The organism is Jeongeupia naejangsanensis, from assembly GCF_016865585.1.
Classification (GTDB): domain Bacteria; phylum Pseudomonadota; class Gammaproteobacteria; order Burkholderiales; family Chitinibacteraceae; genus Jeongeupia; species Jeongeupia naejangsanensis.
On sequence record NZ_JAESND010000003.1, the window covers coordinates 100859 to 125180 of the forward strand.

Sequence of the window (24322 nt, forward strand, 5' to 3'; positions counted from 1 at the left end):
GGTGCCGGTCCTCCAGGGTGCGCTAGCCGCCGCGCAGGCGCAGCACCAGATGCAATGTCGCTTCTTTCTGGATGTTGTAGTCCGAGATCGTTCGGCCGTCCTCGAGCTGCTTGCCCACGTAGATCAGCCGCTGCTGGTCGGGTGGGATTCCTTCCTTGTCCTGGATCTTGGCCTTGACGTTCTCGATGCTGTCGCTCGGCTCTACCTCGAGCGGGATGGTCTCGCCGCCGGTCAGCGTTTTGACGCTGATCGGAAAGGCATGGGCCTGTGCGCCGATGACTATCGCTGCCACGGCCAGCAGTGCACTCATGCGGAAATGGCCTTTTTGCAGAAGCGTGTTCATGTGCTTACTCCTTGTCGCATTCGGGGGTCGAAGCCGGGTCACGGAACGATGGTCAGGCCGGCCGGCAGGTTGCCGAGGGCGCCCGAGGCCGTGTTGCCGAAATCGCTGAGTAGCGTGCGCAGGCCGGAAACCGGGTCCACCGAATACAGCGCGCCGAGATTGCTGGTGCCGGCGTTGCCGTCCTGCACCAGCACCCGGTCGTTGCCCGGGCTGCCCCAGCTCAGCGAACCCGGCTGCAGGCCGTTGCTTGCCGGGCCGTAGGCGGTGTTGCCGAAGTCGGAAACCACCGTGCGCTGGCCGCTGATCGGGTTGACCCTGACCAGCAGTCCCTTCTTTTGCGTGCCTGCCTGGGCAACGACGACATAGATCGCCCCTGACTGTGCCGACCACGCCGGCGAGACGGCCACACCGACCGGGCCGCTCAATGGATTCGCGTCGACAGTGCCCTGGCTGGCGTTGCCGAAATCGCTCAGCAGGGTACGGGTGCCGGTGACGGCGCTGACGATGAAGACCGCGCCGCGCGTGCCGGTGCCAGCCGAGGCATCGGCGACGACGAGTTCGTGGCCGAGCAGGTCGTCGAGCAGTGCCGGACGCAGCGCGATGCTGTCGGGGTAGACGCCCAGCGGTCCCTGCGCCGGATCACCGAAATCGGACAGCAGCGTGCGCTGGCCGTTGTCGCTGCGGACCTTGAACAGCCCGCCGGCGGCATCGGTGCCGGCGAACGGGTCGACGACGTAGATGGTGGCCCACAGGTCCAGCAGGCCGCCTACGGCGAGTACGCCGCTTGGAAACAGCCCGAGCGGACCGGAGGCCGGGTTGCCGAAGTCGCTGAGCAGGGTCCGTGTACCGGTGTTCGGGTTCACCTTGAGCACGGCGCCGCGCTGGCCGGAGCCGCCGTTGCCGTCGCTCAGCAGGATGGCACCGGGCGCGAGCAGCGTTTGCGGCAGCCAGCTGATGGCATTCGGATCCCGGCCAAGCACGCCCAGGCCGGACTGGCCGAGGTCGGACAGCACGGTACGTGTGCCGGTTTGCCTGTCGACGGCGAACAGCTTGCCGTTCGATCCGGCGCCGGCCATCTGGTCGATGCTCAGGATCGTGCCCGAGCTGGGCTGGGCGAAGGCCGGCGCGGCCGTGACGGCAGCCACGACGACACCGGCGAGCGCCAGCCGGCGCAACAGACCAATAAGGGTTTTCTGCACAGCAACCTCCATGAAGAGTGGACGTGTCCTCGGCGTACTGGCGCCGTCTTCAAGGATTGAAGCCGAAATCTAAATTATCAAGTAAATATCAAGTAATTTACTGTTTTGATGTTTGCGCTATTTTTGATGATTTTTGTAAGCTATTGCGTCATCAAACAGCGCCAGCCGCCGGTGTTTACAGTCCGAGTGCCGCGCGCAGCTCGGCGCGGGCGGGGCCGTAACCGGCCTGGAAGTCGGCGTCGAGGAACAGACGCTGCGCGATCAGCGCGCCGGCGGTACGGCCCATCACCGTGTCGGAGCGATAGTGGATGCCGCCGACGATGCGGTTTTCGGCATAGGCCGCCGCGCGGGCGAACAGTGCGTCGCGCTGCTCGGGCACCATGCTCGCCAGTACCGTGGCCATCAGGTAGCCGACGGTCGAATGCCCGGACGGCCAAGCGCCCGAGGTCGAGAGCTTCACCACCGGCTTGATGTCCTTGTTCAGCATGTGCGGGCGCGGCCGCTTCCAGTAGTCCTTGGCCGGATCGACGACGGCGCCTTCGGTTTCGACCACGCGGGCGAAAAAGTCCGAGAACGCCGGCAGTGCGGCTTCGTTGAACCTGGGGCCCAGTACGTCGGCAAAACGCCAGACGTTCTCGACCACATCGGCCTTGGCCGCGGCTTCCATCGCCGGCGTGCGCGAGGACTGTATCGTCAGCAGCTCGGCGATTTCCGCCTTGGTCTGCGCCGAATCGTTCGCCGGCGGCGCCGGCAGGAAACGGGTCAGGTCGACGTCTTTGGCGGTGATGAAGGGCTGGGCGTCGGCGGCATGGACCGGGGTGAAGCCCAGCGAGGCGAGCAGGGCGAGGGCGGCGAAGGTGAGGCGCATGCGGGGTTTCCGGCAGGACGAAAACCCCGCAGCCTAGGCCTGCGAGATTGCAGACCGATGACCGCGTCAGGCGGCCTTGGGCTTGAACGCGCCGGCGATCTTGCCGAAGACCGACACGGCGGCCAGCACGACGGCACCGGCGACGATGCCGAACAGGCCGTTCAGCACGGTCGGAACGATGAAACCGGCCGGGCCGCTGGCGGCGGCTGCGGCTTCGATCGCGTGGTGCACTACCGGCAGGCCGTGGGCGAGGATGCCGCCGCCGACGAGGAACATTGCCGCTGTGCCGACCACGGTCAGCGCCTTCATCAGCCACGGAGCGAAGCCGAGCAGGCCGCGGCCGAAGGCGCGCAGCGCGGCGCTCTTGCTGGTGCGGTCCAGATGCAGGCCGATGTCGTCGAGTTTGACGATGGCGGCGACGAAACCGTAAACGCCGACGGTCATGATCGCGGCAATGCCGGCAAGCACGGCGAACTGGGTGCCGAGGCTTTTCTCGGCCACGGTGCCGAGTGCGATGACGATGATTTCGGCCGACAGCACGAAGTCGGTGCGGATCGCGCCCTTGATCTTGTCTTTCTCGTAGGCGACGAGGTCGACGGCCGGATCGGCCAGCGCTTCGATCAGCTCGGCATGTGCCGCTTCGTCCTTGCCGTGGAACAGCTTGTGCGCCAGTTTCTCGACGCCTTCGAAGCACAGGTAGGCACCGCCGACCATCAGCAGCGGGATCACCGCCCACGGCGCGAAGGCGCTGATGGCCAGCGCCGCCGGTACCAGAATCAGCTTGTTGCGCACCGAACCCATCGCCACCGCCCAGATCACCGGCAGCTCGCGCTCGGCGCGCACGCCGGAGACCTGCTCGGCGTTCAGCGCCAGATCGTCGCCCAGTACGCCGGCGGTTTTCTTGGCGGCGACCTTGGTCATCACGGCGACGTCATCGAGGACGGTGGCGATATCGTCGATCAAGGCCAGTAGGCTGGTTCCTGCCATTGCGGTGTTCCTGTCGGTAAGGGAAAGCGTTCGGGATGCGTATTATGCGCGATCGGCCTGTGGCTGGCAGTGCCATGCTGCGGCGGCAGTCGGGCGGACGATGGCCGGGTGCTAGAATCGGGGTTTACGAATCTGCCGCCGGACCCGCCATGCAAACGCTTGAAGTCGAAATCTACGACGAATACATCGCGCTGAACGATCTCCTGAAACTGTGCGGTGTCGTCGACAGCGGTGCGGCCGGCAAGGCGCTGGTTGCCAGCGGCGTGGTGATGGTCAACGGCGTTCAGGAACTCAGGAAGACCAACAAGATCCGCCCGGGCATGCAGGTGCAGGTCGAAGACGCGGTGCTGATCAAGGTGGTCGCGGGCACCGACGCTGTCGCCGACGAATGAACGCAGGACGCAAACAAAACGGCGTGCCCGAGGGCACGCCGTTTTTACATGCAGCAACCGGTGCTCAGTTCTTCGGCATCAGGTTGTTGTCGACGTAGCGCACGCCCTTGACCTTCTCGGCGATCATGCCGGCTTGCGCCATGTCCTGGCCGGTGGCGACGCTGCCGTCGAGCTTCACGTCTTCGCCCTTGCCGGTGACGGCGATGTCAAAGCCCTTCAGCGTCGGGTCGGCGTCGAGCGCGGTCTTCACTGCAGCGGCGAGTGCGGCGTCCTTCAGCGCGGCCGGTTTTTCGGCGACGGCCGGCGCAGCGGTTTTTTCCGGCGCAGTGCTGCAGGCGGCAAGCGACAGGCCGAGGACAGCGGCAAGGCCGAGGGTAAGAGCGGTCTTCATGGGCACATCTCCTGAGGGTCATTGTTTTCAGGCGCGGAGCGCCCGGTGCCCGCGATTGTGTTGCCGTTGTGTTTCACGCAGATGAAAAGTCGCCTCGACTTGCCGGCTGTTGCTAGCGCAGCAGCATTGGTGTTGAAAAATCAGCATCCTGCTGGGAAATCAACAGACCGAAAGGCCGGATGGCGCGGTTTGTGCGGGTTTTCGTCTGGCATGGCGTTTGCTGATTTGAACGTCCGACCTCACAGGACTGCATTCATGGGCCACCCCAGCGTTTACCCGACCGGCGTCACCGTTTACAACCCCGACAAGGCGTGGCCGGGCTATACGGTGCTGCATGCGCCCGATGTCGGCGTCGTGCTGCTCGACCTGAACGGCCGCGAAGTGCAGGTGTGGAAAGACCTGCAGGGTTTTCCGCCCAAGCTGCTCCCCGGCGGCTTCCTGCTGGCGAGCACAGCCAACCGTGATCCGAAGCACGCGTTCCAGGACCAGGTCGATCTGGTCCTGGTCGACTGGGATGGCCAGATTGCCTGGCGCTTCAGCCAGCTCGAACAGGTGAGCGATCCGGGCAGCGAAACCCGCTGGGTCGCGCGCCAGCACCACGACTACCAGCGCGCCGGCAACCCGGTCGGCTACTACGCGCCGGGGCAGACGCCGCAAGTCGACGGCGGCAACACCCTGCTGCTGGTGCACGAGGAAGTGCACAACCCGGCGATCTCGGAGCATCTGCTGCTCGACGACCGCATCGTTGAAGTCGACTGGGACGGCAAGCTGTTGTGGTCATGGCGCGCCAGCGATCACATCGACGAGCTGGGTTTTTCCGACGCGGCCCGCACGGCGCTGTTCCAGAACCCCAATCTGCGCCAGCTGGCCGACCGGCAGGTCGGCGACTGGCTGCACATCAATTCGCTCTCGGCACTCGGCCCGAACCGCCATTACGACGCCGGTGACGTCCGCTTCCACCCGGACAACCTGATCTGGGATGCGCGCGAGGCCAACATCATCGCCATCGTCGACAAGCAGAGCGGCGCCATCGCATGGCGGCTTGGCCCCGATTACGACGGCAACGACGCCGAGAAAAAGCTCGGCTGGATCATCGGCCAGCACCACGCGCACCTGATCCCGCGCGGCCTGCCCGGCGAGGGCAACCTGCTGGTGTTCGACAACGGCGGCTGGGCCGGCTACGGCGCGCCGCACCCGGCGTCGCCGGACGGACTGCAGCACGTGCGCCGTGACTACTCGCGCGTGCTCGAAATCGATCCGGTGACACTGGACATCGTCTGGCAATACACGCCGGCCGAAGCGGGCTTCGTGATTCCGCTCGACGCCCAGCGCTTCTACAGCCCCTTCGTCAGCAGCGCCCAGCGCCTGCCCAACGGCAACACGCTGGTTACCGAGGGCAGCAACGGCCGGATTTTCGAAGTCACCGCCGACCACGAGCTGGTGTGGGAATACCTCAGCCCCTATCAGGGCAAGACTTACCCGCTGCATCTGGTCTACCGCGCCTACCGTGCACCGTACGACTGGGTGCCGCAGCTGGCCAAACCGGTGGAAACGGCCGTCGAACGGCTGGTCCCGGCCTCGTTCCGCGTCCCCGGCGCCGCAAACGAGCGGCGGCGCGAAGTGACGGTACAGGGCGTGCAGGCCGGCGTGCCGGATTCGGCGTTTTGCGTTGCCACGCGCGAGGAGGCGGGCGGGCGCTGAGGGTTAAGGCAGAGATCATCGGCATGCATGGCGGGCGCCCGACTTAGGCCGGGCGCCTTTTGCTTCGTGGCATATATTTGTTGAACATCCAGTTCGCACGAGATGCCGATGATTCGAATGATCGGTTTGGCCGTTTTCGGGCTTACCTTTGCCAATGCTGGCGCTATAGGTGAAGCCGATGTCGGGACTTATGAGTCGCTGGGGCACGGGCGGGCCCCCGGTGAGATTTACTTTTTGGCTCAGGCGCAAGGCGGTTGGTCTATTGAGCAAAAAAGCGCCGATGGCTCGTGGCGAAAGTTGTGCGGGGGCGATTGTATTTTTCGTCAAGCAGACTCAAAAGAATTAGAGCCGCTTTTTGCAAAAAATTGCGCTCGCGGGGTCGCTCCGGTGCATTAGCAATGAGGTGCTGGCGTTCTGCGCTTACCGGTTTGAGCAAATGCCCAATTACGAAGGCCGTGCTTTGCTTGATCTGCGTGAGTCCACGCGCGCACCGGTTACCTTGAAAAAAGGCTGGACCTATCTCGCTTCGCCGATGCCGGCGGGCTATGCAGCCATGGGTAAGCCGCCGGCCTACGGGCCCAAGTTAGGGGCTTGGGATTTCGTGGTCACCATTGAAAGGGCTGGTTCGGCCAGTTCGCCGCTTACAAGGCGCAGCTATTGTATGCCGATGGAAGTTGCGCAATCGCGTTACTGGTTGAACCCATCGCTGGCGGATGACGGTGGGTTATCGAGTCGACCTCCGTCGGTTTGCACCGTATCTGACATCAAGCAGGCGATCATCGATACGAGTGCGAGCGCCTCTTGGCGTCAAAAGTGTCAGGCCGATGGGATCAATATGGAGGTCTCGACAGAGAACACGGTTGCGTCTGAGCGAATCGTATCGGTACAACGCATGGTCATGATGAAGGGGGGCCGGGTTAGCGAGCGCACAACAACGACCAGTGTCGCCGAGTATGTTGGTCCCTGTACTGACAAGACCCCCTCTTGGCAATAGCTCGTTCGGGCTCGAACGCTTGTCGCGTAGTTATCCCACCGCCTCCCGCCACGTCAGCCAAACCCGCAAATCGAATTCCAGCTGGTGATAATCCGGCTCCATATGGCAGCAGAGCTGGTAGAAGGCCTTGTTGTGGTCCTTCTCCTTCAGATGCGCCAGTTCGTGCGAGACGATCATCGACAGGAATTCGCCCGGCGCGTCGCGAAACAGCGTGGCGACGCGGATTTCGTTCTTGCGCTTGAGCTTGCCGCCCTGCACCCGGCTGGCAAAGGTGTTGGTGCCCAGCGTGCCGGCCAGTAGCCCCAGCGCGTTGTCGTACTGGATCTTGGCCAGAGGCGGGGCGTTCTTCAGGTAGCGCTGTTTGCGCTCGGTCACGTAGTCGTACAGCGCGCGGTCGGTCTGCACCGGGTTGCGTTGCGGGTATTTGCGTTCGAGCTTGAGGCCGAGCTCGCCCGAGTCGAGCAGGGCGCCGACCTGGTCGACGAGCTGGGCCGGGTAGCCGGCGAGGTAGGGGAAGTCCATGCGCCGATTAAACCACGACCGGGTGGCGTCCGGCCGTGGTGAACATGTAGCCGCGTTCAGCGGGCGAGCTGCAGCAGCAGACCGGTGACGGCGCACGCGGCGATCACGTGGATGACGTTGCGCTTGAAGCGGAACAGCGCGATCGCCGCTGCAAGTGCAATCAGCGCCGAGATCCAGTCGAAACGGCCTTCGAACCCGGCCGGCCACAGCACGTGATAACCGAAGAACAGCGCCAGATTGACGATGACGCCGACGACGGCGGCAGTGATCGCCGTCAGCGGTGCGGTGAACTTCAGGTCGTCGTGCGTCGATTCGATCAGCGGCCCGCCGGCAAGGATGAACACGAAGGACGGCAGGAAGGTGAACCAGGTGACCAGCGTCGCGGCAAACGCGCCGGCGACAAAGGCCAGATCGGCGCCGAAGTGCGCCTGTACATAGCCGCCGACAAAACCGACAAAGGCGACGACCATGATCAGCGGCCCCGGCGTGGTTTCGCCGAGCGCCAGGCCGTCGATCATCTGTGCCGGCGTCAGCCAGCCGTAGTGGCTCACCGCGCCCTGGTACACATACGGCAGCACCGCGTAGGCGCCGCCGAAGGTCAGCAGCGCGGCTTTGGTGAAGAACCAGCCCATCTGCGTGTACGCGTGCGCCCAGCCGAAGCCGGCGGTCAGCAGCGCCATCGGCAGTGCCCACAGCAGGCCGCCGACGAGGGCGACGCGGATCAGCCCGGCCCAGCGGAAGCGGGCATGCGCGGGTGTCGGGGTGTCGTCGTCGATCAGCGCCGGGCCGTAGGACTTGCTGCCCGGGCCATGGCCGCCACCGGCACGGAAGGTGGAAGGCGAAATCCGCCCGCCGACGTAGCCGATCAGCGCCGCCGCGGCGACGATCGCAGGAAACGGCAGCTTGAGCGCGAAGATCGCCACAAAGGCCAGTGCGGCGATGATCCACAGCGTCCGGTTCTTCAGCGCCCGGCCGCCGATCCGGTGCGCGGCGTGCAGCACGATGGCGGTCACCGCCGGCTTGATGCCGTAGAACAGCCCGGCGACCAGCGGCACCTTGCCGAAGGCGATGTAGACCCAGGACAGCGCGATCAGGATCAGCAATGATGGCAGCACGAACAGCGCGCCGGCGACGATGCCGCCACGCGTCCTGTGCATCAGCCAGCCGATGTAGGTCGCCAGCTGCTGGGCTTCGGGGCCCGGCAGCACCATGCAGTAGTTCAGCGCGTGCAGGAAGCGCCGCTCGGAAATCCACCGCCGGCACTCGACCAGTTCCTGATGCATGATCGCGATTTGCCCGGCCGGGCCGCCGAAGCTGATGAAACCGAGCTTGAGCCAGAACAGCAGCGCCTGCCAGAAGCTGACGTCGGCGGGACGGTCGGTGACCGGCGGGGCGGCGGGGGGATCGGTGATCGTCGGATCGGCGCGGTGCATCGGTTTCTCGGCTGGTCGGCGGGCGCCGAAGTATAGATGGCAAGCTGTTGCATCGCACAACGGCTTCATCCGCCCGGACGTGAATCGTTGCGCGGATGTCGCCGGGCGGCGCTGCCAGCCCCTGCGGGGCATCCGGTACAATGACCGGTTTTACGCCGTCCCTGCGCCCTGCCATGTTGCGACTCACCGAAATCAAGCTGCCCCTGAACCATGCCGAGGATGAACTGCGCGCTGCCGTGCTCGCCAAGCTCGGCATCAAGCCGGCCGAGCTGATCGATTTCAGCGTGTTCCAGCGGGCGTACGACGCGCGCAAGAAGGCCAACATCCTGCAGGTCTACTCGCTCGATTGCGAAGTGCGCAACGAGGCCGCGCTGCTCAAGCGCTTTGCCAATGATCGCAATGTTCAGCCGACGCCGGACATGGCCTACCGCTTCGTCGCGCAGGCACCGGCCAATATCCCGAAGCGGCCGCTTGTGGTCGGCTTCGGCCCTTGCGGCCTGTTCGCGGCGCTGGTGCTGGCGCAGATGGGCTTCAGGCCCATCGTGCTCGAACGCGGCAAGGCGGTGCGCGAGCGCACCAAGGACACCTGGGGACTGTGGCGCAAGCGCGAGCTGAACCCGGATTCGAACGTGCAGTTCGGCGAAGGCGGTGCCGGTACGTTCTCGGACGGCAAGCTCTACAGCCAGATTCGCGATCCGCGCTTCCTCGGCCGCAAGGTGATCAAGGAGTTCGTCGAGGCCGGTGCGCCGGAGGAGATCGCCTACGTCAGCAAGCCGCACATCGGCACGTTCCGGCTGGTGAGCATGATCGAACAGATGCGCGAGAAGATCATCGCGCTCGGCGGCGAGATCCGCTTCAACAGCCGGGTTCAGGACCTGATCCTCGAACCGGCAGGGGACGATCCGCGGCAGATCCGCGGCGTCGTACTTGCCGACGGTTCGACCATCGAGTCGGACCACGTGGTGCTGGCGCTCGGCCACAGCGCGCGCGATACCTTCGAGATGCTGCACGGTCACGGCGTGTTCATGGAGGCCAAGCCGTTCTCGGTCGGCTTCCGGATCGAACACCCGCAATCGGTGATCGACGCCGCGCGCTTCGGTCCGTCCGCCGGCCACCCGATACTCGGCGCCGCCGACTACAAGCTGGTGCATCACGCCAGCAACGGCCGCACCGTCTACAGCTTCTGCATGTGCCCGGGCGGTACCGTCGTCGCGGCGACCAGCGAGGAAGGCCGTGTCGTCACCAACGGCATGAGCCAGTACTCCCGCAATGAGCGCAATGCCAACTCGGGCTTTGTCGTCGGCATCGATCCGAAGGACTACCCGGGCGGCGTGCTGGCCGGGATCGAATTCCAGCGCCAGCTCGAAGCCAGAGCCTTCGTTGTCGGCGGCAGCAACTACAACGCGCCGGCGCAGCTGGTGGGGGACTTCCTTGAAGGCCGCGCATCGACCGACGCCGGTTCGGTTACGCCGTCGTATACCCCGGGTGTGACGTGGACCGATCTGGCGCAAACGCTGCCGGCGTACGCGATCGAGGCGATGCGCGAGGCGATTCCGGCGTTCGACCGGCAGATCAAGGGTTACTCGATGGCCGATGCGGTGCTGACCGGTGTCGAGACGCGCACCAGCGCGCCGCTGCGCATCACCCGCGGCAAAGAAAACTACCAGAGCCTGAACGTGCGCGGTCTGTTCCCGGCCGGCGAAGGCGCCGGTTACGCCGGCGGCATCCTGTCGGCCGGCGTCGACGGCATCGAGGTTGCCGAAGCGGTGGCGCTGGCGATGACCGGAGCACAGGCATGAGCGCGCCGGTCGAAGTGCCACTGAAGGATGCCTACAAGCTGCTCACCCACGGCCCGACCGTGCTGGTCAGCAGCGCCCACGGCGACGCCCGCAACGTGATGACCGCGGCGTGGAACACCGTGCTCGATTTCGATCCACCCAAGCTCGTCGTTGTCATCGACAAGCACACGTATACGCGCGGGCTGATCGAAGCCAGCGGCGAACTGGTGGTGCAGGTCCCGACGCGCGATCAGGCGGCGCTGGCCTACGCGCTTGGCAACGAATCGGGCCGTGACGGCGACAAGTTCGCCCGCCACGGCATCAAGACCTTTGCCGGCAGCAAGGTTGGCGCGCCGCTGCTCGAAGGCTGCCATGCGTGGCTCGAGTGCCGGGTGATCCCGGAGCCGCACAACCAGCAGACCTACGACCTGTTCATCGTCGAAGTCGTTGCCGCGTGGGCCAATCCGGCGGTGTACCGCGACGGCCGCTGGCTGGATGCGCCCGAGCAACCGGGCAGCATCCACCACGTGGCCGGCGGCGCGTTCTTCGAGGCCGGCGGCATGTTCAGCGTCGCCGGCGAAACGCTGGGCTGACCGTTCCGGCTGTCATTGCGCACAGTCGCGCTGCGGATCGGTTCTACCGGCCCGGCGCGCGGCTGCCTATCGTTGGCACACACCAACGACAAGGAGACGACGATGACATCATGCACACTGTGGATCGCCCTGATGCTGGCGCTCGGCGCTGGCGGCCCGGTGCTGGCCAGGGCACCCAAGCAGAAAGCGCCGGCACAGGCCGAGGCGCCCAAACCGGCATTCACCGCCGTGTCGTTCACCACCGATGACGGCATCAAGCTCGACGGCCGGCGCTATGGCAAGGGCGGGTCGTGGATTATCCTCTCGCACCAGTCCAACCGTGATCAGGCCGCCTGGGAGGATTTCGCCGCCGCGCTCGCCAAGGACGGTTATACGGTGCTGAGCTACGATTTCCGCGGTTATGGCGCGTCGCAGGGCAAGCAGGGGCCGGCAGGCAATGTCAGCGACCTGAACGCGGCCATCGCCTATGCGCGTACGCAAGGCGCACAGCGCTTCGGTCTGGTCGGTGCCAGCATGGGTGCAATGGCAACGGTGCCGGTGGCGGTCGCGGCCTCGCCGCAGGCGGTGGTGCTGCTGTCGATCGCACCGTCCTACGGCAGTCTGGTGGTCAGGGACGATGACCTGAAGGCGCTGGCGGCGCCGAGGCTGTTCGTCAGCGCGAAGTACGACGGCTCGCATGCCGATACCGAACGCATGGCCGCAACGGCCGGTGTTGCAGACACGCTGATCGTGTCGAAAGGCGGTGGCCACGGTGTCGACATTTTCGGCAGCGCCGATGGCGCAGCAATCCAGCAGAAAGTGGTCGCTTTCCTCGAAACCAACGTGCCGCCGGCGAAGTAGTCTGGTCGAAACCACAGAAAAAAAGCCGCCCCTGTGGGCGGCTTTTTCTATCGAAGCGGCTGGGAAAGCCCAGCGCAGCGTTGCTGACAAGGCAAGCGTGTACGTAGCCAGTAGGGCTTTGCCAGTCGCGCCTCAGACGCGCAGCAGCGCGATCTTCAGCGGCGGCTTGCCGTCCGGGCTCGGGAAGTCGGCCTCCGGGGCAATCCACTCGACATCGCGAATGACCCGGTCGACCTTCTTGGCGCTGCGCTGCATCTGGTCGAGCCAGGCGTCGCGGTCGACCGAGGCGACGTTGTTGCAGCAGACCAGCGTCCCGCCCTCGGCCGTCGACAGCAGCGCCGGCTTGAACAGCGCCGAGTAATCGTTGACGAGATCGACGACGCCGAAAATGCCCTTCGAGTAGCGCGGCGGGTCGAGGAAGACCAGATCGAACGCGGTCTTTTCCAGCTTCGGAAACGGCGGCAGGCGCTTGCCCCGCACCACGCGCGGCTGGCCCAAGCCCGAGTACTGGCGCAGCGCGGCAAAGGCGTCGCACTGCACGTAGCGCAAGGTATGGCCGAGGCCGTTGAGGCGCGAGTTTTCCTTGCCGACCAGCAGGCTCGATTCGGCGAAATCGACGTTGGTGACCAGCGAGGCGCCGGCCTTGGCCGCGGCGATGCCGATGCCGCAGGTGTAGGCGAACAGGTTGAGCACGTTCTTGCCCTTGGCTTCCTGCAGCACGCGGCGGCGGCCGGCGCGCAGGTCGAGGAACAGCCACGGGTCCTGCCCGGCATGACGCGCCTGGAAGCGGTAGTTGACGCCGATTTCCTGCACGATGCGCGGCTCGGTGGCGATCTCCAGCTGCTCGGTCGACAGCTTGTTGGCGACGCGCGAGTTGGGTTGGCTGCGGTCGTTCCAGATCAGCGGCAGGCCCGGGTAACGGCGGTCGTAGAAGGTCTCGATCGCCTTGAGTTCGTCGGCTTCGAGCGGCTCGTGGAAGCTTTGCGCGAGGATCAGGTCGCCGTAGCGGTCGACGGTCAGCCCCGGCTCGCCTTCGACGCTGCCGTGGAACAGCCGGTAGGCGTCGGTTTTCTCGCTGTGGAGCTTGGAAATCAGATCGCCGCGGGCGTCGAGCGCGGCGGCGAGCAGGTCGGTCAGGGCTGAGGACATGGGGTGATCCGGAAAGAGTGGGGCGGACGGGGCTTGCGCCGCCGATTCACGCGTCAAACCCGGATGTTAGCAGGCTTGGCGTCCGATACCGCCACGCAGATTCACGACTGCGCTAGCATGGCCGGTTCCGTTCTGAGCAGATGCCATGAACCACCGCCGTACGCCGCGCGGCTTCGACCTTGTCGATGCCCTTGTTTTGCTGCTGCTGTGCGCGCTGGCGCCGCTGCTGTGGCGGCACGTCGTGGTGGCTGCCGTGATGCTTGCCGCCAGTACCGTGGCCTTCGTCTGCTACGGCTACGACAAGTGGCGCGCGCGTGCCGGCGGCTGGCGGGTGAGCGAAGCGATGCTGCAGATGCTTGCACTGGCCGGCGGCTGGCCCGGCGCATGGCTGGGCCAGCGGGCGTTTCGCCACAAGACGGGCAAGCCCGGCTTCCGCCGCATCTTTCTGCTGGCGGCGCTGCTCAACCTGCTGGTGCTCTGGGGGCTGGCCAGCGTCGCTCAGGCCTTGCGATAGCGCTGTGCAAACCGGAGCGTTTGCGGGTACGGGAAGAAGTCCTCGAGGATGCCGGCCTGGATGCGCGCCTTGGTCTGTTGCCAGAACGCCGGCTGCAGCAGGTCGGCGTGGTGCTTCATGAACGCCTCGCGCACCGGTTTCTGGTTCAAGAGGAAGGTGCCGAACTCCTCCGGGTAGACCTCGCCCTTGTGGCCGGTGTACCAGGCCTCGCCGCTCATCTCGAATTCGGGCGTCGGCGGCGGCGGAATCCGGCGGAAGTCGCAGTCGGTCATGTATTCGATTTCGTCGTAGTCGTAGAACACGACCCGGCCCATCCGGGTAACGCCGAAATTCTTGAACAGCATGTCGCCCGGGAAGATGTTGGCAATCGCCAGCTCGCGCAGCGCGTTGCCGTAGTCGCGGACCTTGGCTTCGAGCTCGGCCCCGCCGTGAGTGTCGAGCCAGACGTTCAGCGGGGTCATCCGGCATTCGATGTAGAGATGGCGGATGACGATGGTGTCGCCGTCCTCCTCGATCATCGACGGCGCCAGCGTGCGCAATTCGTCGATCAGCGCCGGATCGAAGCGGTCGCGCGGTAACGCGACGTCCGAGAATTCGAGCGAGTCGGCCATCCGCCCGACCCGGTCATGGCGTTTCACCATCAGGTATTTGGCGCGGACGATCTCTCGGTTCACCTCCTTCGGCGGCGGAATCACGTCCTTGATCAGCTTGAACACGAAGGGGAAGGACGGCAGCGTGAACACGATCATCACCATGCCGCGGATGCCCGGCGCGATCTCGAAGCGGTCGCTGGTGTGGCGCAGGTGGTGGAACAGCTCGCGGTAGAACATCGTCTTGCCCTGCTTGCCGAGGCCGACCATCGTGTACAGCTCGGCGCGGCTCTTGTCGGGGATCAGCTCGTGCAGGAAGCCGACGTAGGCCGACGGGACTTCCATGTCGACAAGGAAATAGGCGCGCGACAGCGAGAACAGCGAGCGGATCTGGTCGTGGGCGAACAGCGCCGCGTCGACGAACAGCCGGCCGTCGCGGTTGCGACAGAGCGGCAGCGCGAACGGCGTTTCGGTATCGCCGTGGACGAAGCGGCCGATGATGTAGGCGGCCTTGTTGCGGAAGAACGGCGAGCCGAGCACCTGGATCTGTGCGTTGTAGCCGAGTTCGGGCCAATGGCCGAGGTGGCGGTACAGCGCGCGGGCGATGCGGCGGATGTCGCGGTCGAGATCGACGAAGGGCAACTGCCAGCCGAAATCGCTCAGGATGGTCGCCAGCGTGGCGAACAGGTCGGCGCGCTTCGGGTAGTAGGTCCGGTAGGTCGGCGTATCGGTGGTTTCGATGTATTCGGTCGATACCGCCGGCCGGTAGAAGATGAAATCGTTGTGGAAGTAGGTCCGGTGCAGGATGCGGCAGCTGACCGAGTTGAAGAAGGTTTCGGCCAGTTCGGGCTGCTTGTGGTTGACCAGCAGGCCGATGAAGTAGGCCTTGACGCTGGCCCAGACGTCGTCGGGAAGGTGCTCCGCGTCGAACTCGCGTTTCAGCTGCTCGGACGTTTCGAACACGCGGCTGTCGTAAAAGGCGATCCGGTCGCGCACCGCATCGCGCAATGCCCGGACGTCGCCCGCCTCGAACTGTGCCCGTGCGGCGCGGCTGGCAGTGCGGAAGCGCTGATAGTGGGCGTTGAAGCCGGCCAGGATGGCGCGGGCCAGCTCGGCGATCTGACGGAATTCCGGAACCGGATCGCCGTCGTCGGGCTGCGTTGACGGCGGTTCGACGGCTTGCAGGTGGGCGGCATTGCTGGCGGACATGGTGGCACACTCGTCAGGGGCACACTTCACTTTACCGCCAGCGACGCTGCGCTGCGGCACTTTGTGGCAGTGCAGCAGCCACACAGTGACATTAGCCGTGTCGGCGCGTGCCGGTGATCGGGGCCATCCCTGCCGGGGGCATTTCCATCAGGCGTGAAAAAGGCCGGATTGTTGTCCGGCCCTGGCGCGAAGCAGCAGGGGCTGCTGCCTGCGTGCCTTATTCGACGATCGACACGAGGCTGCTCAGGCTTTCCTCGGTCTTCACGCCCTTCGGCCAGCACACGCTGGCGCGATCGCCGCTGATCTTCAGCACGCGACCGTCGATGCGTTCGACACCGCCCAGATCGGCCATCCGGTTGACGCGACCGTTGACGACGATATCGCTGTTCTTGCCGGCAAAGAATGCAAACAGGCTGGATACGATCATGATGGCTGCTCCTTGTTTATGTAGTGTTACTACGTAATTTACGCTCGAATTTAGGAAATTTCAAATCAGAAACGAGTGTGAATATGTGCATGACATGCCCGGATGCGGCGGTGCGGGTCGCTTGACGCGGCAGGTAGAATGGAAGGATTAGATGGAATGATCGAAGCAAGGGAGGGCGCGATGGCGTCTGCAGCGAACGTTGCCGTGATCGGCGGCGGCCCGGCCGGGCTGATGGCCGCCGAACAACTGGCAGCAAACGGCCACCGCGTTGCCGTCTACGACGCGATGCCGTCGTTCGGCCGCAAATTCCTGCTGGCCGGGATCGGCGGGATGAACATCACCCATTCGGAACCGCTGCCGGCACTGCTCGATCGCTACGCCGAACGCCGCGATACGCTGGCGCCGCTGATCGAGGCATTCGGCCCCGATGCGCTGCGCGCGTGGATTGCCGGGCTGGGGATCGATACCTTCGTCGGTTCGAGCGGCAAGGTGTTTCCGACCGAAATGAAGGCCGCACCGCTGCTGCGCGCTTGGCTGGCGCGGCTGCGCGCGGCCGGCGTGGTCTTCCATACCCGCCACCGCTGGACCGGCTGGAACGACGCCGGCGCACTGGCTTTCGATACGCCGCATGGCGCGATCACGGTCGATGCCGACGCGACGGTGCTGGCGCTCGGCGGCGGCAGCTGGGCACGGCTCGGCTCGGACGGCGCATGGGCGCCGTGGCTGCAAGAGATCGGCGCCGAGATTGCGCCGCTGGCGCCAGCCAACTGCGGCTTCGATGCCGGCTGGAGCACCGTGCTGGCGGAGAAGTTCGCCGGCACGCCGATCAAGAGCGTTGCACTGACCTTCACCGACGCAGCCGGAAAAACCGAAACCCGTCGTGGCGAGTTCGTGCTGACGCAGACCGGGATCGAGGGCAACCTCGTCTATGCCTTTTCGGCGCGTATCCGCGACGCGATCGCCGCACACGGCGAGGCGACCATCCATCTTGATCTGCTACCCGATTTCACGCAGGCCAAGGTCGAGGGTGAGGTCGCGCACCCGCGCGGATCACGCTCGATGGCCAGCCATCTGCAAAGCCGGCTGAACCTGAAGGGCGCCAAGGCATCCTTGCTGCGCGAATGCACCAGCAAGGACGATTTCGCCGATCCGGCCCGGCTGGCGGCCAAGATCAAGGCGCTGCCGGTCACGCTGCTGGCGGCAAGGCCGCTGGACGAGGCGATCAGCAGCGCCGGCGGCGTGCGCTTCGAATCGCTCGACGGCCGGCTGATGCTCAAGGCCAAACCCGGCGTGTTCTGCGCCGGCGAAATGCTCGACTGGGAAGCGCCGACCGGCGGTTACCTGCTGACCGCGTGCTTTGCCACTGGCCGCACCGCCGGGCTCGGTGCTGCCGACTGGCTGGCCGCGCAGGGGAAAAAAGCATGAACCGGCTGGCACTGATCACCGGCGGCTCGTACGGCCTTGGCGCCGCACTGGTGGCGCATTACCTGGCCGAAGGCTGGACCGTGCACGAGTTCTCCCGGTCCGGCCAGGGTTATGCGCACGTGTACGCGGACTTTGCCGATCCGGACGCCACGCTGGCGACGCTCGACACCTGCTTCGCCGAACTTGCCGGTCAGCCGTGGGGCGAGATCGTGCTGATCAACAACGCCGCGATGCTGACACCGTTGCTGCCGCTGGCGCAGCAGACCGACGCCCAGATCGCAGCCAACCTCAACGTCAACGTGATGACGGCGGCGCGGGTCATTGCAGCGTTTCTGCGGCACTTCCAGCAGGTAGCGGCGGTGAAGACCGTGGTGCAGATCTCGTCGGGCGCCGCGCTGCGTGGCTACGGCAGCTGGTCGCTGTACTGTGCCGGTAAGGCGGCGATCGATCATCTGCTCCGCGCCGTTGCGGTCGAACAGGTCAGCACCGAACACCCGGTCACCTGCATCAGTATCGACCCGGACGTGATGGATACGCAGATGCAGGCCGACATCCGCGACACGAGCGAAGCCGATTTCGCCGACGTGGCGCGCTTCATCGCCCGCAAGGAAGACGGCAAGCTGCGCACGCCGGTGTCGGTGGCGGCCTATGTCGCCGGTGTGATTGCCGGCGGGCCGGAAGGCGGGGCGCGCTATGACATTGAAGTCATCAGCTGAGAATGTTTGCGTTGCTTATGGCAACGCTTGAACATGTTGTCGCATTGCGCGATCTAGCCTGATCATGGCATCGACCATACATTTGTGAATGTCCGGCCATTGGCTTTGCGGCGAGCGATAGCCCCCCTCTGTTTTCAAGCAAATACGGCAGCTCTCACGTTCAGGTAATTCTTGCCAATCGAGCGGTTCGCCAAAAACACGTTCGATGGTCGCCTGATTTTCCTTGAGCGCATGGAACGCAGCTTTGTTCTTTGCTGCCAGACCCGCGCCATAGGCAATATCCAGCTCCACTCGGCCCTGATGTTGTGTCACCGAGTAGGTCAATGCAAAGCCCGTTCTACCGATGCCACTGTTGATCCAGTTATCCGTGCTCGGCTTTCGCCCTGTATGCAGCGCCGTTTTCTGTTTGGCATGGTCGAGTAGCTCTTCCCAGAATCGATAGCGCAAATCATGTCGTTCGCTGTGCGCTTGGCGTTCTGCACGTTTTTTCACGCCAATCTGTGTCTGAAACGCACTTGCTTCTGGTAACGGAATGATTTGCTGCACATCCAGCAGCAGCATCTCGTCCAGTTTGTAGGGTTTCAGCCGGACGCAGCGGATATCGAGTCCGTAATTGTCATTGAGCCACATCACCGTGGTAGTCAGTTCCTTGCTGAAGTCGGCTGATGCCAGCACGATTCGCGTGGTCTGGGCGAACAGGTCTTCGGCTACATCGTCCCAAGCCAGAAAGTCGAGAATGCGTGCCCTGCCGTCCTCCAGACTCAGTGGAGGGAGGCTCCGAGCAACATAAGTTTCCAGTAGTTGCTCGAAAGTCATTGCCGAGATCATCGCGGCATAGCGTAGGGCTTGCAGTTCCATATGCCCACCGTCGTCGGTGCGTTTGAGCTCGACCACGACCAGATTGGCTTCACGATCAAGGCAGAGCAGGTCGATTCGCCGTGCGCTGTCGAGCCAGTCCCCAAATTCTTCGGCTACGACCAGTAGATCCTCGCCCAACACACCGATATTGCGTTTCAGCTGCTGCTGAATGTGCTGACGCTCGTAAAGGCCTTCATTGCCAAATTGGGTTTCCATCGCTGGACGTAACGTGTCCTTGGTCAGCTCATAAATCGGCATGGTATTCCTTGTGTGGGGTAGTGACCGACAACGCCAGCTTGGCGTTCGCTGTCACTCGGGCAAGGCCCCTAAAGCAATGGCCAAAAAAGTCTTGCCGATTTTGCCGGAAAAATCGGTCAACTAGGCGTTAGCGATGGCGCGTTGTGGGGGCTTCAGCGCTGCGGGACGCGCCAGCCCGGATCTGGCTGGGCATCGAGGCCGCGGTCGATCAGGCCGGTCCAGCCAAGGTAGAGCGAGTAGATGTCGGCGCGGTTGGCGATCTTGCCGTGCAGCACCACGCCGTGGCCTTCGGCCCAGGCGAGCGCTTCGAGTTCGTCGTCGCCTTCGAACAGCACGACGTAGCGGTCGCCGTGGAAATCGATCAGCGGCCGGTCGGGGCCGAACAGGTCGGCGCGCAGCTGTTTGAGCGTTTGCAGCATGTCGTCGCCGCGCAGGTCGCCGCCTTCGAGGCTGGTCGAGCCGATCAGTGTGACGATGTGAAAGCGGGCCATGATTCGCCTCCGGCGTAAAAGCCCAGTCTAAGCCGCAGCAAAGGCCGGACCTTGCGCGCAGTCAAATCCGCGCGTTGCGGCGAACCCGGCGCGAAGGCGGGGCGATCGGACCGGATCAGTAATGCGGCGGGATCTCGTCGAGCAGGCTGGCTTGCGAGACCGGGTCGCCGGTCCGCAACTGTGCCTGCACGCGGCGCAGCTCCTGCGCCAGCAGTTCCAGATCCTGCTGCTGGCGGGCGACGACGCGGTTCAGCTCGTCCAGCAGGTCGTCCTGCAGGGCAAGGCGGATTTCCAGTTCGGTGATGCGGTCTTCCATGGCTTTGTTCCGTATAGTCGGCCGCAAGCATAGCGCGTTGCGCGCCACCCATCCGGCCTGTTTGACGCTGCGGGCTGACCGGCGTACTGTCGCGGGCCTTTTTTCGCGAGCCACTCCCATGACCTACGCCTGTGGCATCGACTTCGGTACGTCCAATTCCACCGCGTCGGTTTATACCGGCGCGGGCGCACGGCTGCTGCCGCTCGAGGACGGCAAGGTGACGCTGCCGTCGGCGGTGTTCTTCAATCTCGAGGACGACACGCTGGCCTTCGGCCGCGCGGCGCTGGCCGAGTATCTCGAAGGCTACGACGGCCGGCTGATGCGGGCGATGAAGAGCCTGCTCGGTTCGAGCCTGATCGATGCCGGTACCGAGGTTGGCGGCCGTACGCTGGCGTTCCGCGAGTTGATCGGCCGCTTCATCGGTGAGGTGAAGACGCGGGCACAGGCCGGTGCCGGGCACGAGTTCGATGCGGTGGTGCTGGGCCGGCCGGTGCGGTTCGTCGACGACAACGATGCCGCCGATGCGCAGGCGGAGACGACGCTGGCGCAGATCGCCCGCGATCTGGGTTTCAAGGACGTGAGCTTCCAGTTCGAGCCGATCGCCGCCGCGCACGACTACGAACAGCGGATCGAGCGCGAAGAGCTGGTGCTGGTCGTCGATATCGGCGGCGGTACGTCGGACTTCTCGCTGATCCGGCTTTCGCCCGAACGGCGCGGTAAGGATGACCGCAGCGACGACCTGCTCGGCAGCGGCGGCGTGCACATCGGTGGTACCGATTTCGACAAGCGCCTGTCGCTGGCGACGGTGATGCCGGAGCTGGGCCTCGGCAGCCTGCTGAAGCGCGGTGCGGCGTTCCCGAGCAGCGTGTTCTTCCACCTGGCGACGTGGCACACGATCAACTTCGCCTACACGCGCAAGATGCGCCAGACCCTGCACGCGCTGGGCCCGGACGTGACCGACATGACGCGCTACGACCGGCTGTTCCACGTGATCAACCAGCAATCGGCCCACCATCTGGCGATGCGGGTCGAGGACACCAAGATCGCGCTGTCCGATGCCGAAACCGTGGCCCTGCATCTGGCCGAAGTCGACGAGGCGCTGGTGCGCGACGTGTCGCGCCAGACCTTCGCCGACGCGATCGCCGACGAGATCGACCGCGTCGGCCAGTCGGCAATGCAGACGCTGAACCAGGCCGGCGTTGCGGTCGGCGATGTCGACACGCTGTTCTTCACCGGCGGCGCGTCGGCCGTGCCGGCCTTGCGTGCGGCGATGGCGGCGCTGTTCCCGGCGGCCCGCACTGTCGAGGGCGATGCCTACGGCAGCGTCGGCGCCGGCCTGGCGGTGGTGGCGCAACAGCGCTACGGCTGAGTTCCCGCCAGCAGGTGTAAAAATCTGCGCGCGGCAAGCGGTTGACGGCTGATCTGGCGCAAGCCGTTATGCCGCCGGGCGGTTTAGGGTAGTTGCATACTCAACCACCCGAGGGTCGCGCCATGATCACCACCGCCATCTTTCCTTCCCGTTACGTTCAGGGCGCCGGTGCGCTCGATGCGCTCGGCGACGAGCTGGCCCGCCTTGGCGGCAAGGCGCTGGTGCTGCTGGCGCCGTTTGCCGCGCGCGAGCTGGGCGAGCGCATTGATGCCACGCTGGCCGCGGCCGGCGTCGAGGCCAGGCTCGAAGTGTTCAACGGCGAATGCTCGGACGAGGAAGTCGAACGGCTGGTGGCGATTGCCGGGCCGCTCGGCGTCAATGTCGTCGCCGGCATCGGCGGCGGCAAGATGCTCGATACCGCCAAAGCCGTCGCGTTCGCGATGAAGGCGCGCGTCGCCATCGTGCCGACGATCGCCTCGACCGATGCACCGTGCAGCGCGCTGTCGGTGATCTACACGCCGCAGGGCGAATTCAAGCGTTACCTCGTGCTGCCGACCAACCCGGATCTGGTGCTGGTCGATACCGCCATCGTCGCCAAGGCGCCGGTGCGGCTGCTGGTCGCCGGCATGGGCGACGCGCTGGCAACGTGGTTCGAGGCCGAATCGTGCCGGATCAGGGGCGCCGGCAACATGACCGGCCGACCGGGGCCGATGACCGCGCACGGGCTGGCGCGGCTGTGCTTCGACACGCTGTTCGAATACGGCCCGCTGGCGCGTGCCGCGTGCGAAGGCGGTGTGGTGACGCCGGCGCTGGAAAAGGTTGTCGAAGCCAATACGCTGCTGTCCGGGCTGGGCTTCGAAAGCGGTGGTCTCGCCGCCGCGCATGCGATCCACAACGGCCTGACCGTGCTCGAACAGACGCACGAATACTGGCACGGCGAGAAGGTCGCCTTCGGCACGCTGGCAACGCTGATGCTGACCGGTGCCGATCCGGCGCTGGTCGACCGGGTTTACGACTTCTGCGACGCCGTCGGCCTGCCGACGACGCTGGCCGAAATCGGTCTCGACGGCGTCTCCGAAACCGAGCTGCGGCGTGCCGCTGAAGCCGCATGTGCGCCGGGCGAAACCATCCACAACGAGCCGCATGCAATCACGGCCGATGCGGTACTCGCCGCGATGATCGCCGCCGATGCCTACGGCCGGTCGCGGCAGGCGTGCTGTTGCTGAGGATCCGGCAGGCCGGTCGCCACCGGTCGTGGCAGCAATGCCACGCGGGTAGCGGCGGGCCACGGGTATAATCGCCGGCTGGATTGCCTGAGAGATTTGCCCATGTCCCGCACGATTTACCTGCTCCGCCACGGCCAGACCGAATTCAACACGGTACGCCGGCTGCAAGGCCGCTGCGATTCGCCGCTGACCGCGCTCGGCCAGGAACAGGCCAGTGCGATGGGCGAGGCGCTGCGGGCGGAACTCGGCTCGGCCGAAGGCTGGGCGATGCGGGTGAGCCCGTTGCCACGGGCGCAGGCCAGTGCCGCACGCGTTGCTGCGGCGCTCGGTTTGCCAGCGACGGCAATGACGACCGACGAGCGCATCATCGAAGTCGGTTTCGGCGACTGGGAACAGCAGTTGCGCGCCGATCTGGTGGCGCAGCATCCGGTGCTGGAAACCGCGCCGGACTGGCACTTCCATTCACCGAACGGTGAAAAGCTCGATGAAGTGCTCGCACGCATCGATGCTTTCCTCTGCGATGCATCGCTGCCGCAAAAGCTGATCGTCGTGTCGCACGGCCTGTTCGGCCGGCTGCTGCGCGCACGCTACCTCGGCCTGCAGGGCGACGCGCTGTTTACCGGCGAAATGCCGCAGGATGCGTTCTACCGGCTGCACGGCGGCGACGTGGCGCGGATCGATTGCGCCGGGGTGACGGCATGAAGCCCGTCAAACAGGCGGCCGCCGCCGCGTCGGGTGGCGACAAGTACGACATCCGCCCCGAGCAATCGGTCGAGCTGCTGAAGGAGCTGCACATCCTGACGCGCGACGGCAAGCTCAACCAGGACAGCCGCCGCAAGCTCAAGCAGGTCTACCACCTGTTCAACTTCATCGAGCCGCTGCTGAAAGACGTGCAGGCCGACCACCCGGACGTGTCGCTGGTCGACCACGGCGCCGGCAAATCGTATCTGGGCTTCATCCTTTACGACCTGTTCTTCAAGGCCAACGCGCCGCAGGGCACGATCTACGGGATCGAGACCCGACAGGAGCTGGTCGAGCGCTCGACCGAGCTGGCGGCGCGCTGCGGCTTCCCCGGCATGCGCTTCTTGAATCTCTCGGTGGCCGATTCGATCACCTCGAATGCGCTGCCTGCGCAGATCGACATCGTCACCGCGCTGCATGCGTGCAATACCGCGACCGACGACGCGATCCGCTTCGCGCTGGAGAAAAAGGCCAAGCACATCGTGCTGGTGCCATGCTGCCAGGCCGAAGTCGCCAGCGTGCTGCGCAAGAACAAGCAGCAGGCGCTGAAGAGCCCGCTGGCCGAAATCTGGCGCCACCCGATCCACACGCGCGAATTCGGCAGCCAGATCACCAACGTGCTGCGCTGCCTGCAGCTCGAGGCGCACGGCTACCACGTGACGGTAACCGAACTCGTCGGCTGGGAACATTCGATGAAGAACGAGCTGATCGTCGCCAGCTACAAGAACCTGCCGCGCAAGAAGCCGGCGGAAAGGCTGAACGCCGTACTGGCCGAGCTGGGGCTCGAGGAAATGCACGAGCGCTTCTACACGGCCTGAACGGCCTTGCCCCGACAAAACCGGCCGCTGGCCGGTTTTTCTTTTCCTGCCGTTCGTCTGCTTTCGGCCGCATCGCGGTTCATGCTGCACTGCAAAAATCAATGACGATGTACTATCGCCACTCTTACGTTGATTGACAATTTCGGCGATCAGGCCCGGTCCGGACCGCCATTT

27 protein-coding genes are annotated in these 24322 nt (G+C 65.0%); 14 read left to right on the forward strand and 13 right to left on the reverse strand.

The genetic code is table 11. The features are described from left to right. Positions 1-22: 22 nt before the first annotated feature. The 4 genes from JMJ54_RS08165 to JMJ54_RS08180 all read right to left on the reverse strand — a co-directional run bounded on the left by JMJ54_RS08165 (position 23) and on the right by JMJ54_RS08180 (position 3397). The gene (locus tag JMJ54_RS08165) at positions 23-343 is read right to left on the reverse strand and encodes a ubiquitin-like protein (RefSeq protein ID WP_203537668.1); all 321 of its coding nucleotides are present in this window, start codon (positions 341-343) and stop codon (positions 23-25) included. Between the two features lie 38 nt (positions 344-381). After that, on the reverse strand, positions 382-1542 hold the full coding sequence (locus JMJ54_RS08170) for a hypothetical protein (RefSeq protein ID WP_203537669.1): 1161 nt from the start codon (positions 1540-1542) through the stop codon (positions 382-384). A gap of 175 nt (positions 1543-1717) precedes the next feature. Further along, positions 1718-2410 (reverse strand): acid phosphatase, encoded by a 693-nt coding sequence (locus JMJ54_RS08175; RefSeq protein ID WP_203537670.1) that lies wholly within the window; start codon positions 2408-2410, stop codon positions 1718-1720. A 66-nt stretch (positions 2411-2476) separates the two neighbouring features. Next, positions 2477-3397: a DUF808 domain-containing protein gene (locus JMJ54_RS08180; RefSeq protein WP_203537673.1), complete on the reverse strand. Its 921-nt coding sequence runs from the start codon at positions 3395-3397 to the stop codon at positions 2477-2479. 149 nt (positions 3398-3546) lie between these two features. On the opposite strand from JMJ54_RS08180, the gene JMJ54_RS08185 reads away from it, so the two are divergent. Then, the gene (locus JMJ54_RS08185) at positions 3547-3789 is read left to right on the forward strand and encodes an RNA-binding S4 domain-containing protein (RefSeq protein WP_203537675.1); all 243 of its coding nucleotides are present in this window, start codon (positions 3547-3549) and stop codon (positions 3787-3789) included. A gap of 64 nt (positions 3790-3853) precedes the next feature. Here JMJ54_RS08185 and JMJ54_RS08190 read toward each other — a convergent pair whose 3' ends face one another. After that, a complete protein-coding gene (locus tag JMJ54_RS08190; RefSeq protein ID WP_203537677.1) occupies positions 3854-4180 on the reverse strand; it encodes a BON domain-containing protein in 327 nt (108 codons plus the stop codon). 255 nt (positions 4181-4435) lie between these two features. On the opposite strand from JMJ54_RS08190, the gene JMJ54_RS08195 reads away from it, so the two are divergent. The 3 genes from JMJ54_RS08195 to JMJ54_RS08205 all read left to right on the forward strand — a co-directional run bounded on the left by JMJ54_RS08195 (position 4436) and on the right by JMJ54_RS08205 (position 6875). Next, positions 4436-5881, forward strand: a complete 1446-nt coding sequence (locus JMJ54_RS08195) for an aryl-sulfate sulfotransferase (RefSeq protein WP_203537678.1) — start codon at positions 4436-4438, stop codon at positions 5879-5881. A 108-nt stretch (positions 5882-5989) separates the two neighbouring features. Beyond that, positions 5990-6277 (forward strand): hypothetical protein, encoded by a 288-nt coding sequence (locus JMJ54_RS08200; protein ID WP_203537680.1) that lies wholly within the window; start codon positions 5990-5992, stop codon positions 6275-6277. 40 nt (positions 6278-6317) lie between these two features. Further along, complete coding sequence (locus JMJ54_RS08205) at positions 6318-6875, forward strand: hypothetical protein (protein WP_203537682.1); 558 nt, start codon at positions 6318-6320, stop codon at positions 6873-6875. Between the two features lie 30 nt (positions 6876-6905). Here JMJ54_RS08205 and JMJ54_RS08210 read toward each other — a convergent pair whose 3' ends face one another. Both JMJ54_RS08210 and chrA read right to left on the reverse strand, forming a co-directional pair. After that, positions 6906-7397, reverse strand: a complete 492-nt coding sequence (locus JMJ54_RS08210) for a M48 metallopeptidase family protein (protein ID WP_203537683.1) — start codon at positions 7395-7397, stop codon at positions 6906-6908. Positions 7398-7453: 56 nt separating this feature from the next. Continuing rightward, positions 7454-8830 carry a chromate efflux transporter gene (gene chrA, locus JMJ54_RS08215; RefSeq protein ID WP_203537685.1) on the reverse strand — a complete coding sequence of 459 codons (1377 nt, stop codon included), beginning with the start codon at positions 8828-8830 and terminating at the stop codon, positions 7454-7456. Positions 8831-9003: 173 nt separating this feature from the next. On the opposite strand from chrA, the gene JMJ54_RS08220 reads away from it, so the two are divergent. The 3 genes from JMJ54_RS08220 (at position 9004) to JMJ54_RS08230 (ending at position 12041) form a co-directional block, all read left to right on the forward strand. Further along, on the forward strand, positions 9004-10629 hold the full coding sequence (locus JMJ54_RS08220) for an NAD(P)/FAD-dependent oxidoreductase (RefSeq protein ID WP_203537686.1): 1626 nt from the start codon (positions 9004-9006) through the stop codon (positions 10627-10629). Beyond that, the gene (locus tag JMJ54_RS08225; protein ID WP_203537687.1) at positions 10626-11201 is read left to right on the forward strand and encodes a flavin reductase family protein; all 576 of its coding nucleotides are present in this window, start codon (positions 10626-10628) and stop codon (positions 11199-11201) included. Before JMJ54_RS08220 ends, JMJ54_RS08225 begins: the two co-directional genes overlap by 4 nt. Positions 11202-11303: 102 nt before the next feature. Further along, complete coding sequence (locus JMJ54_RS08230) at positions 11304-12041, forward strand: alpha/beta hydrolase (RefSeq protein WP_203537688.1); 738 nt, start codon at positions 11304-11306, stop codon at positions 12039-12041. Positions 12042-12173: 132 nt separating this feature from the next. On the opposite strand, the gene JMJ54_RS08235 is transcribed toward JMJ54_RS08230, so the two are convergent. Next, complete coding sequence (locus tag JMJ54_RS08235) at positions 12174-13190, reverse strand: class I SAM-dependent rRNA methyltransferase (RefSeq protein WP_203537689.1); 1017 nt, start codon at positions 13188-13190, stop codon at positions 12174-12176. 145 nt (positions 13191-13335) lie between these two features. Here JMJ54_RS08235 and JMJ54_RS08240 point away from each other — a divergent pair, with 145 nt between their 5' ends. Next, positions 13336-13704, forward strand: coding sequence for a DUF1294 domain-containing protein (locus tag JMJ54_RS08240; RefSeq protein ID WP_238999983.1), 369 nt, complete (start codon positions 13336-13338; stop codon positions 13702-13704). Here the strand turns inward: JMJ54_RS08240 and aceK are convergent. Further along, a complete protein-coding gene (aceK, locus tag JMJ54_RS08245) occupies positions 13689-15503 on the reverse strand; it encodes a bifunctional isocitrate dehydrogenase kinase/phosphatase (protein WP_203537690.1) in 1815 nt (604 codons plus the stop codon). The two genes, JMJ54_RS08240 and aceK, sit on opposite strands and share 16 nt — an antisense overlap. 217 nt (positions 15504-15720) lie before the next feature. Beyond that, positions 15721-15930 (reverse strand): hypothetical protein, encoded by a 210-nt coding sequence (locus tag JMJ54_RS08250; RefSeq protein ID WP_203537692.1) that lies wholly within the window; start codon positions 15928-15930, stop codon positions 15721-15723. A gap of 156 nt (positions 15931-16086) precedes the next feature. On the opposite strand from JMJ54_RS08250, the gene JMJ54_RS08255 reads away from it, so the two are divergent. Together JMJ54_RS08255 and JMJ54_RS08260 are read left to right on the forward strand one after the other, a co-directional pair. Beyond that, the gene (locus JMJ54_RS08255; protein ID WP_238999984.1) at positions 16087-17355 is read left to right on the forward strand and encodes a TIGR03862 family flavoprotein; all 1269 of its coding nucleotides are present in this window, start codon (positions 16087-16089) and stop codon (positions 17353-17355) included. Further along, complete coding sequence (locus JMJ54_RS08260; protein WP_203537694.1) at positions 17352-18071, forward strand: SDR family NAD(P)-dependent oxidoreductase; 720 nt, start codon at positions 17352-17354, stop codon at positions 18069-18071. Before JMJ54_RS08255 ends, JMJ54_RS08260 begins: the two co-directional genes overlap by 4 nt. Before the next feature lie 15 nt (positions 18072-18086). Here JMJ54_RS08260 and JMJ54_RS08265 read toward each other — a convergent pair whose 3' ends face one another. From JMJ54_RS08265 to JMJ54_RS08275, 3 genes are all read right to left on the reverse strand, one after another. After that, the gene (locus tag JMJ54_RS08265; protein WP_203537696.1) at positions 18087-19187 is read right to left on the reverse strand and encodes a DUF4268 domain-containing protein; all 1101 of its coding nucleotides are present in this window, start codon (positions 19185-19187) and stop codon (positions 18087-18089) included. Between the two features lie 152 nt (positions 19188-19339). After that, entirely contained in the window at positions 19340-19678 is a 339-nt protein-coding gene (locus JMJ54_RS08270) for a hypothetical protein (protein WP_203537698.1), read from the reverse strand. Between the two features lie 115 nt (positions 19679-19793). Continuing rightward, complete coding sequence (locus JMJ54_RS08275; RefSeq protein WP_203537700.1) at positions 19794-19994, reverse strand: SlyX family protein; 201 nt, start codon at positions 19992-19994, stop codon at positions 19794-19796. A 118-nt stretch (positions 19995-20112) separates the two neighbouring features. On the opposite strand from JMJ54_RS08275, the gene JMJ54_RS08280 reads away from it, so the two are divergent. The 4 genes from JMJ54_RS08280 to JMJ54_RS08295 all read left to right on the forward strand — a co-directional run bounded on the left by JMJ54_RS08280 (position 20113) and on the right by JMJ54_RS08295 (position 24148). After that, positions 20113-21363, forward strand: a complete 1251-nt coding sequence (locus JMJ54_RS08280; protein ID WP_203537701.1) for an Hsp70 family protein — start codon at positions 20113-20115, stop codon at positions 21361-21363. A gap of 122 nt (positions 21364-21485) precedes the next feature. Next, on the forward strand, positions 21486-22589 hold the full coding sequence (locus tag JMJ54_RS08285) for a glycerol dehydrogenase (protein WP_203537702.1): 1104 nt from the start codon (positions 21486-21488) through the stop codon (positions 22587-22589). A 102-nt stretch (positions 22590-22691) separates the two neighbouring features. Beyond that, on the forward strand, positions 22692-23291 hold the full coding sequence (locus JMJ54_RS08290) for a histidine phosphatase family protein (protein WP_203537703.1): 600 nt from the start codon (positions 22692-22694) through the stop codon (positions 23289-23291). Next, the gene (locus tag JMJ54_RS08295) at positions 23288-24148 is read left to right on the forward strand and encodes a class I SAM-dependent methyltransferase (protein ID WP_203537704.1); all 861 of its coding nucleotides are present in this window, start codon (positions 23288-23290) and stop codon (positions 24146-24148) included. Before JMJ54_RS08290 ends, JMJ54_RS08295 begins: the two co-directional genes overlap by 4 nt. The last annotated feature ends 174 nt before the right edge of the window (positions 24149-24322 follow it).

Bases quoted from the DNA above. Each gene is read 5' to 3' on its own strand.
- JMJ54_RS08165 (WP_203537668.1), bottom strand. From the start codon at position 343: ATGAACACGCTTCTGCAAAAAGGCCATTTCCGCATGAGTGCACTGCTG.
- JMJ54_RS08175 (WP_203537670.1), bottom strand. From the start codon at position 2,410: ATGCGCCTCACCTTCGCCGCCCTCGCCCTGCTCGCCTCGCTGGGCTTC.
- JMJ54_RS08180 (WP_203537673.1), bottom strand. From the start codon at position 3,397: ATGGCAGGAACCAGCCTACTGGCCTTGATCGACGATATCGCCACCGTC.
- JMJ54_RS08185 (WP_203537675.1), top strand. From the start codon at position 3,547: ATGCAAACGCTTGAAGTCGAAATCTACGACGAATACATCGCGCTGAAC.
- JMJ54_RS08190 (WP_203537677.1), bottom strand. From the start codon at position 4,180: ATGAAGACCGCTCTTACCCTCGGCCTTGCCGCTGTCCTCGGCCTGTCG.
- JMJ54_RS08195 (WP_203537678.1), top strand. From the start codon at position 4,436: ATGGGCCACCCCAGCGTTTACCCGACCGGCGTCACCGTTTACAACCCC.
- JMJ54_RS08200 (WP_203537680.1), top strand. From the start codon at position 5,990: ATGATTCGAATGATCGGTTTGGCCGTTTTCGGGCTTACCTTTGCCAAT.
- JMJ54_RS08205 (WP_203537682.1), top strand. From the start codon at position 6,318: ATGCCCAATTACGAAGGCCGTGCTTTGCTTGATCTGCGTGAGTCCACG.
- JMJ54_RS08210 (WP_203537683.1), bottom strand. From the start codon at position 7,397: ATGGACTTCCCCTACCTCGCCGGCTACCCGGCCCAGCTCGTCGACCAG.
- chrA (WP_203537685.1), bottom strand. From the start codon at position 8,830: ATGCACCGCGCCGATCCGACGATCACCGATCCCCCCGCCGCCCCGCCG.
- JMJ54_RS08220 (WP_203537686.1), top strand. From the start codon at position 9,004: ATGTTGCGACTCACCGAAATCAAGCTGCCCCTGAACCATGCCGAGGAT.
- JMJ54_RS08225 (WP_203537687.1), top strand. From the start codon at position 10,626: ATGAGCGCGCCGGTCGAAGTGCCACTGAAGGATGCCTACAAGCTGCTC.
- JMJ54_RS08230 (WP_203537688.1), top strand. From the start codon at position 11,304: ATGACATCATGCACACTGTGGATCGCCCTGATGCTGGCGCTCGGCGCT.
- JMJ54_RS08235 (WP_203537689.1), bottom strand. From the start codon at position 13,190: ATGTCCTCAGCCCTGACCGACCTGCTCGCCGCCGCGCTCGACGCCCGC.
- JMJ54_RS08240 (WP_238999983.1), top strand. From the start codon at position 13,336: ATGAACCACCGCCGTACGCCGCGCGGCTTCGACCTTGTCGATGCCCTT.
- aceK (WP_203537690.1), bottom strand. From the start codon at position 15,503: ATGTCCGCCAGCAATGCCGCCCACCTGCAAGCCGTCGAACCGCCGTCA.
- JMJ54_RS08250 (WP_203537692.1), bottom strand. From the start codon at position 15,930: ATGATCGTATCCAGCCTGTTTGCATTCTTTGCCGGCAAGAACAGCGAT.
- JMJ54_RS08255 (WP_238999984.1), top strand. From the start codon at position 16,087: ATGATCGAAGCAAGGGAGGGCGCGATGGCGTCTGCAGCGAACGTTGCC.
- JMJ54_RS08260 (WP_203537694.1), top strand. From the start codon at position 17,352: ATGAACCGGCTGGCACTGATCACCGGCGGCTCGTACGGCCTTGGCGCC.
- JMJ54_RS08265 (WP_203537696.1), bottom strand. From the start codon at position 19,187: ATGCCGATTTATGAGCTGACCAAGGACACGTTACGTCCAGCGATGGAA.
- JMJ54_RS08270 (WP_203537698.1), bottom strand. From the start codon at position 19,678: ATGGCCCGCTTTCACATCGTCACACTGATCGGCTCGACCAGCCTCGAA.
- JMJ54_RS08275 (WP_203537700.1), bottom strand. From the start codon at position 19,994: ATGGAAGACCGCATCACCGAACTGGAAATCCGCCTTGCCCTGCAGGAC.
- JMJ54_RS08280 (WP_203537701.1), top strand. From the start codon at position 20,113: ATGACCTACGCCTGTGGCATCGACTTCGGTACGTCCAATTCCACCGCG.
- JMJ54_RS08285 (WP_203537702.1), top strand. From the start codon at position 21,486: ATGATCACCACCGCCATCTTTCCTTCCCGTTACGTTCAGGGCGCCGGT.
- JMJ54_RS08290 (WP_203537703.1), top strand. From the start codon at position 22,692: ATGTCCCGCACGATTTACCTGCTCCGCCACGGCCAGACCGAATTCAAC.
- JMJ54_RS08295 (WP_203537704.1), top strand. From the start codon at position 23,288: ATGAAGCCCGTCAAACAGGCGGCCGCCGCCGCGTCGGGTGGCGACAAG.